This window comes from Rhodococcus phenolicus (assembly GCF_001646785.1).
Classification (GTDB): Bacteria; Actinomycetota; Actinomycetes; order Mycobacteriales; family Mycobacteriaceae; genus Rhodococcus; species Rhodococcus phenolicus.
The window spans coordinates 49,950-59,338 of record NZ_LRRH01000065.1; the positions used below are offsets into that span (position 1 = coordinate 49,950).

The following is a 9,389-nucleotide window of genomic DNA, read 5'->3' on the forward strand; positions in this document are numbered from 1 at the left end:
GTCGATGAACACATCGTCCGTGGGCGGCGAGGAGGATCACGCATCTCTCCTCGCCGCCCTCGGCGTGACTCTGGACCCGGAACTGCTGAGGCTGGCGCTCACGCATCGGTCGTACGCCTACGAGAACGGGGGGCTCCCGACCAACGAGCGCCTCGAATTCCTCGGCGATGCGGTTCTCGGCCTCACGGTCACGGAGAAGCTGTACCTCACGCACCCGGACAGATCCGAAGGCGAACTCGCGAAGATCCGCGCGAGCGTGGTGAACATGCACGCGCTCGCGGAGGTCGCGCGGGGCCTCGGTGAGGGCGGTCTCGGTGTGCACCTGCTGCTAGGCAAGGGCGAGGAACTGACCGGCGGCCGCGACAAGGCGAGCATCCTCGCCGATGGCATGGAATCGCTGCTCGGCGCCGTCCATCTCGAACACGGTATCGACGTCGCCCGGGGCGTCGTGCTGCGGTTGTTCTCCGACCTCCTCGAACGAGGTCCGCGACTCGGCGCCGGACTCGACTGGAAGACCAGCCTGCAGGAACTCACCGCCGAGCGTGGCGTGGGTGTCCCCGTCTACGAGATCTCCGCCACGGGACCCGACCACGACAAGGAGTTCACGGCGACGGTCATCATCGGCGGTTCCGCGCTGGGTGTCGGCATCGGTCGCACCAAGAAGGAAGCCGAGCAGAAGGCGGCGGCCACCGCATGGCAGTCGCTGACCGACGGCGCGGGATCCGAGGCGGACGAGACCGCGTCGGACAGCACTGCGTCGGGCGAGACCGGCACCGAACAGAACTGATCCGCGGTGCCGGAACTTCCCGAGGTCGAGGTGGTCCGTCGCGGCCTGCACGAGCACGTGCTCGGTGCGACGATCGAATCCGTGCAGGTTCTGCATCCGCGTGCGGTGCGACGGCACGAACCCGGCCCGCGCGACCTCGCACTGCAGCTGACCGGGCAGTCGGTCGCGGCAGTGCAGCGACGCGGCAAGTACCTGTGGCTGGTGCTCGAACCGGCCGATCTCGCGTTGGTCGTGCACCTGGGCATGAGCGGGCAGATGCTCGTGCAGCCCCCGTCGGTGCCCGACGAGAAGCATCTGCGTATCCGCGCCGTGCTCGACAACGGTGCGGATCTTCGATTCGTGGACCAGCGGACCTTCGGCGGCTGGGCTCTGGCGCCGCTCGTCGAGGTCGACGGTGATCTGCTGCCGGTGCCGGTCTCGCACATCGCCCGCGACCCGATGGATCCCAGCTTCGATGCCGACGCCGTCGTGAAGGTCCTGCGGGGCAAGCACACCGAGATCAAGCGTGCGCTGCTCGACCAGACCGTGGTGTCCGGCGTCGGCAACATCTACGCCGACGAATCCCTGTGGCGCGCACAGCTTCACGGCAACCGCATCGCCGACACGTTGTCACGGCCCAAGCTGAGGACGGTGCTCGACGCGGCGCGGGACGTGATGGGGGAGGCCCTGACCCAGGGCGGTACCTCGTTCGACGCGCTCTACGTCAACGTCAACGGAGAATCCGGCTACTTCGACCGCTCCCTCGACGTGTACGGCCAGGAGAACCGGCCCTGCTCGCGCTGCGGCACCGCGATCCGCCGTGAGAAGTTCATGAACCGCTCGTCCTACAGTTGCCCGAAGTGCCAGCCGCGACCGCGGATTCGACGCATCTGACCTTTCCCGGTTCGCGTCCGGTCAGTCGCGGGCGGCGTCGGTCCCGGGTGTGGCATCCGGTCCGTCACCGGTGTCGAATTCGTATTCGGTCGGAGGCGGGGAATCCGAGTTCCGGGGGAGTTCCTCGGCGTAGGGGGCGCGCGGGGGAGCGATCTCGTCGAGTCGTTCGTTGATCGCGTGGGCCAGCAGATCGTGCTGGAGCGACGACAACGGTGCCAGGCCACTGAGATACGCGTCGATCTCGATCTTGCCGGCGTCGCCGCCGAGACCGAAGTACCGCAACCAGAGCTCTTCGAGCGACAGTCCGGTGGCGCGCACAGCGGCCAGGAATCGGTGCCGGTGTTCACCGTCGGGCAGGTACCGCATCCTCGCTCCTCAGTCCACGGCGCCGGCGACGGACGCGATGATCTCCGCGGCCAGCTGCTGGACGGGGACGCGACGGCGCCCGGACTGTTCGAGCAGCCACCGCAGCGCGGCATCCGTGTCGAGATGCTCGCGCAACATGACGATTCCCTTGGCCGTGGCGATGGTGTCGCGGGACCGCAGGGACTGCTTGAGCCGCTCGCTGAGCTGCTCGGCGTCGCTGAGTGTGTGGATGTTGGCGAGCAGGATCGCGGCCTGGGCGGAGAAACGCTGCAGGATGTCTTCGCTTGTCGCGGAGTAGGTCTGCGGATGGACCGAATAGGCCTTGATCGCGCCGAGGGGGCGTCCGGCGGAGTTCAACGGTGCGCTCACCGTCAACCGCATTCCCTCTGCGGCGGCGCGGGCGGACCACTGCGACCACCGACGTTCGGTCGTCAGATCGTCGACGCGCACGACAACCTGCTCCTGGGCGGCGCTCAGGCACGGACCCTGGCCGAGTTCGTATTGCAGCGCGTCGAGGTGTTCGACGATCGGGTCGGTCGCCGCGGACGTGGTCGCGGTCGCGTCCGAGGAGAACAAGGTGACCCCGGCTCCGGCCGAGCCGGGCAGCGTGTCCTTGGCGAGCGAGGTGATCAGCTCGAGCACTGTCGCGACGGTGTGTTCCGACAGAAGCAATCCGGACATGCGGGCGTAGACGACCGCCAACTCGTCCGGAATCGGTTCCGGATTCGATGTCATCGTCCACCTCCGAGTGTGTTCCCGCCGCTGGGTTCCCCGCGCACCGCGCACCGAATCCACCGGGCCGGAACGTGTCGGACCGGCAGGTCCGCGCCGCCGTTCGAGGGCACAATCCAAGTATGGCTGTTTCCACCGAACCGGAGGACCTGGGACCCCGCATGGCCCAGCTCGCCCGGGAGTTCGCAGTCCCCGCCGACGTCGACGAGGTTCTCCGGCGGGTCACCGAGGCTGCCGTGGAGCTGATTCCGGGCGCCGACTGCGCCGACGTTCTCGTCGTCGGCGGTCGCAGGCGATTCGAATCGAAAGCAGCGACTTCGGCCCTGCCGGCCGAACTGGCCGCCGTCCAGGTCGCCCTCGGGGAAGGTCCGTGCCTCGATGCCGCTACCCGGGACATGACGGTCCGAGCCGACGACCTGCGCGAGGAGACGCGGTGGCCCCGATACGCGCGGGCCGCGGTCGAGGCCGGAGTCCTGAGCATGCTCACGGTTCACCTGTACAGCCAGCGCTCGACCCTCGGGGCACTGAACCTGTACAGCTTCCGCGCGGCAGGATTCGACCGCTCCGACGAAGCCACCGCCGAGATGCTCGGCACCCACGCCGCCCTGGCGTCCGCCGCGGCGTCGGCCCACCGGGAGATGACCTCCGCCCTGGCGAGCCGCGACACGATCGGCCAGGCCAAGGGCATGCTGATGGAGCGATTCCACATCGACGCCGTGCATGCGTTCGAGCTGCTGCGCCGGCTGTCGCAGGAACGCAACATCGCGGTGGTGCGGATCGCCGAGGAACTCGTCGCCGCCGGACCCGACCGCGCTTCGCCCCCGCCGGTCGAGTGGACGGCCGCCGACGATCCTCGGTGACGGAGCCGTCGGTGTGCCGTGGCAGGATTCGTGCCATGGCTGATCAGACTCCCGACACCCCGACCACCGAACTGTGGGTCGAGCGCACCGGCACCCGCCGCTACACGGGACGCAGCTCTCGCGGCGCCGAAGTTCTCATCGGCTCCGAGACCGTCGAGGGCGTGTTCACTCCCGGTGAGCTGCTGAAGATCGCGCTTGCCGCCTGCTCCGGCATGAGCTCGGACTTCCCGCTGTCGCGTCGGCTGGGCGACGACTACGACGCCACCATCAAGGTGTCCGGGGCCGCGGACCGGGAGAACGAGGTGTATCCGCACCTCGAGGAGGAGATGGTCCTGGACCTGTCGGAACTCGACGCAGACGCCCAGCAGCGTCTGCTCACGCTGGTCGAGCGGTCCGTCGACAAGGTGTGCACGGTCGGCCGTACTCTCAAGGCCGGCACGAAGGTGAGCCTGACGATCACCGCGGACGCCTGAGCGGCCACGGTCGGTGGATTTCGAGGGGGAACAGTGGGGGAACACACGATGCGGATCGCGGTCGGGGTTGCGGCTGCGACCGTTTCGGCGATGATCGCGGTGCCGACCGCGAACGCCGGCACTACGGCCTGCGCACCGCGCACCGTGAGCACGGTGACGTCCGGGCTCGGGGTGCTCGAAAATCTGGAATTCGACGGGCGCGGGGGGCTGCTCGTCTCCGGCGGTGCGCTCGCCGGTGACGGCGCTCTGCGGCGCGTCGCCTCCGACGGCACGGTCGGTACGGTCCTCGACGACGTCACCGGGCCCGGTGGCATCGTCGTCGACGGAGCCACCACCTACCTGAACGTCGGCAACACCGCCGCGTCCGGCCTGAACAACACGCCCGACGGCACGATCGACACGATCGATCTCGACACCGGCGAACGCCGCACCGTCGCGACCGGGATCGTCATGCCGAACGGTCTCGGGGTGCTGCCCGACGGGTCGCTGCTCACCTCCCGCGACATCGGCGCCGTCGGCCTGAGCCGCGCGGCCGGCGACGGCGGTGAGGCCACCGTGCTGCGCACCGACCTCGGCTCGGTCAACGGCATCGAGGTCGACGGCGACACCGTGTACACGGTCACCACGTTCGAAGCGGTCAACCGCCTGCACGTGCTCGCCGCCACCGACCTCACCGGTCCGGTCCGCAGCATCGATCTGCCCGGTCCGGGACTGCTGCAGGCACCGGACGACCTGACACTCGGCCCGGACGGCGCGCTGTACATCGCGCTGAACCTCGCCGGCGCGATCCTCCGCGTCGACCCGCAGACCGGCGAGAGCTGCCGGGTCGCCGAGGGCATCCCGTTCGTCTCGTCGGTGGCCTTCGGCAACGGACCGGGCTGGGACCCGGACACGATCTACACCACCGGGTTCGACGGCACCGTCCGCGCAGCGCACCCCGGCACCGCACAGCCCGCCGACGAATAGGAGACACCGGTGAACACCCCTGCAACCGGCCCGGCCGAACGACTGACCGCGTGGGTCCACGGCCGGGTGCAGGGCGTCGGATTCCGGTGGTTCACCCGCGCCCGGGCACTCGAACTCGGGCTCGTCGGACATGCCACCAACCATCCGGACGGGCGCGTGCTCGTCATCGCCGAAGGCCCGCGTCCCGCACTCGAGCAGCTTCTCGGCTGGCTGCGTTCCGGGCAGACCCCGGGCGAGGTGCGGCTCGTCGTCGAATCGTGGGATCCGGCGCGCGGCGATCTGACCGGATTCGCCGAGCGGTAGCGCCCGGGTAGGGTTTTTCCTCATGTATTTGAAGAGTCTGACGCTCAAGGGCTTCAAGTCCTTCGCGTCCGCGACGACTCTGCGTTTCGAACCCGGCATCACCTGCGTGGTCGGACCCAACGGTTCGGGGAAGTCGAACGTCGTCGATGCCCTGACCTGGGTGATGGGGGAGCAGGGCGCCAAGGCGCTGCGCGGCGGCAAGATGCAGGACGTCATCTTCGCCGGCACCGCGGGACGCCCGCCCCTGGGTCGCGCCGAGGTCACCCTGACCATCGACAACAGCGACGGCGCGCTTCCCATCGAATACTCCGAGGTGTCCGTCACCCGCCGCATGTTCCGCGACGGTGCCGGAGAGTACGAGATCAACGGCAGCTCGTGCCGGCTCATGGACGTGCAGGAACTGCTGTCCGACTCCGGAATCGGCCGCGAGATGCACGTCATCGTCGGGCAGGGACGGCTGTCCGCGATCCTCGAGTCGCGCCCCGAGGATCGCCGCGCATTCGTCGAGGAGGCCGCGGGAGTCCTCAAGCACCGCCGTCGCAAGGAGAAGGCGGTGCGCAAGCTCGACGCGATGCAGGCCAACCTCGCGCGCCTGACCGACCTGACCGCCGAACTGCGCCGTCAGCTCAAACCGCTCGGTCGCCAGGCCGAGGTCGCGCGGCGCGCCCAGACCATCCAGGCCGACCTGCGCGACGCGCGGCTGCGCTTGGCCGCCGACGATCTGGTCACCCGCCGCAGCGACTTCGCCGGACAGGACGAGCAGGAACGCATTGTGCGGGAACGCCTCGACCATGTGCTGGCCGCCTTCGACGAGGCGAACGCCGAACTCGCCCGGCACGAGCAGGCCGTGGCGCGGCTGACCCCGGGGGCCGAAGCGGCCTCGCAGACATGGTTCCGGTTGTCCGCGCTCGCCGAACGACTCGGCGCGACCGTGCGCATCGCGCAGGAACGAGCCCGCCACCTCGACGAGGCGCCCGTGACCCGGGCCGGGCAGGACCCCGACGAGATGGAGGCGCGCGCCGATCGCATCGCGGAAGAGGAAGCCGAACTCCTCGAGGCCGTCGAGATCGCGCACGGCACCCTCGAAGCCGCTCGCGAACAACTCGCGATGCAGGAGGAAGCGGCCGCCACCGCCGAACGGGCGCACCTGGCCGCGGTGCGGGCCGTCGCCGACCGCCGCGAAGGACTCGCCCGGCTGTCCGGCCAGGTCGACACGATGCGCACCCGCGCCGAATCCATCGACGCCGAGGTCGCGCGGCTCACCGTCGCCATCGAGGAGGCGCGCCTGCGCGGTGTCGCGGCGCAGGCCGAGTTCGAGACCGCCCAGTCCCGCATCGACGACCTCGACGCCGGCGAGGTCGACGCCGACGCCCAGCACGAACGTGCGCTCGAGGCCCTGCGCCTCGCCGACGAACGGGTCAAGGAGCTACAGGACGCCGAACGTGCCGCCGGCAAGGAGGTCGCGTCCCTCGGTGCCCGCATCGAGGCGTTGTCGATGGGCCTCGAACGCAAGGACGGCGCAGCCTGGCTGCTCGAACACCGGCCCGACGCGGGTCTGCTCGGCCCCCTCGCGGAACGGTTGCAGGTCGAACCCGGCTTCGAGACCGCGATCGCGGCGGCGCTCGGTCCCGCTGCCGACGCGATCGCCGCCGAATCGGTCCAGGCCGCCCTCGCCGCGGTCGCCGCTCTCGACGACGCCGACCAGGGCCGCGTCGCATTCGTCGCCGCCGGTGTCGCCGGCCCCGGGAGCGGCGGCGGTCTGCCGGCCGGGGCGCGGTGGGCCCGCGACGTCGTGGACTGTGCCGACGACCTGCGAGGCGGAGTCGACGCACTGCTCGCCCGCACCGTCGTCGTCGACGATCTCGCCGCTGCGACCGAGCTGTGCGCGCGGCGCCCGGACCTGCGTGCCGTCACCCGCACCGGCGCTCTGGCCGGTGCCGGCTGGGTGCTGGGTGGTTCCGACCGCGCACCCAGCACTCTCGAGACCCAGGCGGCGATCGACACCTCCGCACGCGGACTCGAGCAGGCCACCCGCCGCTCCGAGGATCTCATCGCCGCCCTGGCCGGTGCGCTCGCCGAGCAGGCGTCGCGCACCGAGATCGCCGAACAGACCCTCGCCGCACTCAACGAGTCGGACGCCGAGATGTCCGCGGTGTACGAGCAGCTCGGCCGGCTCGGACAGGCCGCGCGCAACGCCCACGCCGAATCCGACCGGCTCGCATCCCAGCGCGCCGAGGCCGAAACGGAGCGGGACGCGGCGCGGGAGAAGTTCGTCGAGCTCGAGGAACGTCTGCGTCTGGCCGAGAACGAACAGTCCGGCACCGGCGACGACACGGGCACCGACTCCACGGCCGCCGAACGCGAAGTCGCGGCTGCGGCGCTCGCCGAGGTCCGGGCCGTCGAGGTCGAAGCCCGCCTCGCCGCGCGTACCGCGGAGGAACGTGCCGAGGCGCTGCGCGGCAAGGCGGACTCGATGCGCCGCGCAGCGCAGGCCGAACGTGAAGCCCGCGCCCGCGCCGAGCGGGCGATGCGCGCCCGGCAGCAGGCCGCGGCGGTCGCCGCGGCAGTCGCGGAGGCCGGCGCACGCGTCGCCGCGCACCTCGACGAGGTCGTCGCCGAGGCGCTCGAACACCGCGACACCCTGACCCGTCAGCGCGCCGAACGCGCCGAGCAACTCGAGCGGGTCAAGGAACTGGTCCGCGACCTGACCGCGCAGCGCGACCAGCTCACCGATGCCGTGCACCGTGACGAGGTGGCCCGCGCCCAGGCGGCACTGCGCATCGAACAGCTCGAGCAGACGATCCTCGAACAGCACGGCATCGGGCTCGACGATCTGATCGCCGAGTACGGTCCCGATGTCCCGTTGCCCCCCAGCGCGCTGGAGATCGCCGAGTACGAGCAGGCCCGCGAACGCGGCGAACAGGTCGTCGCGCCTCAGCCCGTCCCGTACGACCGGCCCACCCAGGAACGCCGCGCCAAGCGGGCCGAGAAGGATCTGACGACCCTCGGCAAGGTCAATCCGCTCGCCCTGGAGGAGTTCGCGGCCCTCGAGGAGCGCTACAACTTTCTGGCCACGCAACTCGAGGACGTCAAGAACGCCCGCAAGGACCTGCTGTCGGTGGTCGCGGAGGTCGACGCGCGCATCCTCCAGGTGTTCACCGAGGCGTACGCCGACGTGGAACGCGAATTCGAGCAGGTCTTCGCGAAACTGTTCCCCGGCGGCGAGGGCCGGCTCGTGCTCACCGACCCGTCGGACATGCTCACCACCGGCATCGAGGTCGAAGCGCGGCCCCCGGGCAAGAAGGTCAAGCGGCTGTCGCTGTTGTCCGGTGGCGAGAAGTCGCTGACCGCGGTCGCGATGCTCGTCGCCATCTTCCGTGCCCGGCCGTCCCCGTTCTACGTGATGGACGAGGTGGAGGCAGCCCTCGACGACACGAACCTGCGGCGCCTGATCGGCCTGTTCGAACAGTTGCGGGAGAAGTCGCAGCTGATCGTGATCACTCACCAGAAGCCGACCATGGAGGTCGCCGACGCGCTGTACGGCGTGAGCATGCGCGGCGACGGAATCACCCGCGTGATCTCGCAGCGGCTGCGTGGTCAGGATGTGGGTGGCCCGAATGTGGGCCGGGCAGGGGTGGAGACGGCCGAGGAGAACGCCGGCGGCGGGGAACTCGTTCCCCGCGCCTGAATCCGGCGGTCGGGCCTGACAGTATGGGTGCGTGAGTACCGCAGCCTGGATAATCATCGCGGCCGTCTTGGCGGTCGTCCTCGTCGCACTCGTCGTCGGTCTGACGTTGTACCGGAGGCGGCAGGTGTCGCTGACGTCGACGCCGACCCCGGAGCTCGAGGCCGAACCCAAGGACCGATCCGGTGGGTACAAGGCCCAGAGCGGATTCTCGTTCAGTCAGGGGTCGACGGCGACGGCGCCGCAACCGGTCGAGCGGCCCGCGCCGCGTCCCGAACCTCCGACAGTGAAGCTTCCGGAGGAGGTCACCGAGGCCCCGCCGGCGCCGGCACCCGTGCCGAAGC

The 9,389-nt window shown here is 70.2% G+C and carries 9 protein-coding genes and 1 pseudogene; 8 read left to right on the forward strand and 2 right to left on the reverse strand.

Translation table 11 applies throughout. From position 1 onward, the window contains the following. Nucleotides 1-4 precede the first annotated feature (4 nt). Both rnc and mutM read left to right on the forward strand, forming a co-directional pair. Nucleotides 5-787: a ribonuclease III gene (gene rnc / locus A8G15_RS18670; protein ID WP_425415107.1), complete on the forward strand. Its 783-nt coding sequence runs from the start codon at nucleotides 5-7 to the stop codon at nucleotides 785-787. A gap of 6 nt (nucleotides 788-793) precedes the next feature. Beyond that, nucleotides 794-1,660 carry a bifunctional DNA-formamidopyrimidine glycosylase/DNA-(apurinic or apyrimidinic site) lyase gene (gene mutM, locus A8G15_RS18675; protein ID WP_068162872.1) on the forward strand — a complete coding sequence of 289 codons (867 nt, stop codon included), beginning with the start codon at nucleotides 794-796 and terminating at the stop codon, nucleotides 1,658-1,660. A 21-nt stretch (nucleotides 1,661-1,681) separates the two neighbouring features. Here the strand turns inward: mutM and A8G15_RS18680 are convergent, their stop codons facing one another. Both A8G15_RS18680 and A8G15_RS18685 read right to left on the reverse strand, forming a co-directional pair. Continuing rightward, nucleotides 1,682-2,026, reverse strand: a complete 345-nt coding sequence (locus A8G15_RS18680) for a hypothetical protein (RefSeq protein WP_082899994.1) — start codon at nucleotides 2,024-2,026, stop codon at nucleotides 1,682-1,684. A 9-nt stretch (nucleotides 2,027-2,035) separates the two neighbouring features. Then, nucleotides 2,036-2,761 carry a GAF and ANTAR domain-containing protein gene (locus A8G15_RS18685; RefSeq protein ID WP_068162875.1) on the reverse strand — a complete coding sequence of 242 codons (726 nt, stop codon included), beginning with the start codon at nucleotides 2,759-2,761 and terminating at the stop codon, nucleotides 2,036-2,038. Nucleotides 2,762-2,880: 119 nt separating this feature from the next. Here A8G15_RS18685 and A8G15_RS18690 point away from each other — a divergent pair, with 119 nt between their 5' ends. The 6 genes and pseudogenes from A8G15_RS18690 to A8G15_RS18715 all read left to right on the forward strand — a co-directional run. Further along, nucleotides 2,881-3,618: a GAF and ANTAR domain-containing protein gene (locus A8G15_RS18690; RefSeq protein WP_068162878.1), complete on the forward strand. Its 738-nt coding sequence runs from the start codon at nucleotides 2,881-2,883 to the stop codon at nucleotides 3,616-3,618. Nucleotides 3,619-3,653: 35 nt separating this feature from the next. Beyond that, nucleotides 3,654-4,091 (forward strand): OsmC family protein, encoded by a 438-nt coding sequence (locus A8G15_RS18695; protein ID WP_068162880.1) that lies wholly within the window; start codon nucleotides 3,654-3,656, stop codon nucleotides 4,089-4,091. A gap of 48 nt (nucleotides 4,092-4,139) precedes the next feature. Continuing rightward, complete coding sequence (locus tag A8G15_RS18700; RefSeq protein ID WP_068162882.1) at nucleotides 4,140-5,057, forward strand: SMP-30/gluconolactonase/LRE family protein; 918 nt, start codon at nucleotides 4,140-4,142, stop codon at nucleotides 5,055-5,057. A 9-nt stretch (nucleotides 5,058-5,066) separates the two neighbouring features. Further along, nucleotides 5,067-5,360: an acylphosphatase gene (locus A8G15_RS18705; protein ID WP_245687896.1), complete on the forward strand. Its 294-nt coding sequence runs from the start codon at nucleotides 5,067-5,069 to the stop codon at nucleotides 5,358-5,360. Between the two features lie 22 nt (nucleotides 5,361-5,382). Continuing rightward, on the forward strand, nucleotides 5,383-9,048 hold the full coding sequence (smc, locus tag A8G15_RS18710) for a chromosome segregation protein SMC (RefSeq protein WP_082899996.1): 3,666 nt from the start codon (nucleotides 5,383-5,385) through the stop codon (nucleotides 9,046-9,048). A gap of 31 nt (nucleotides 9,049-9,079) precedes the next feature. Then, nucleotides 9,080-9,389, forward strand: a pseudogene (locus A8G15_RS18715) (signal recognition particle-docking protein FtsY); the annotation flags it as partial.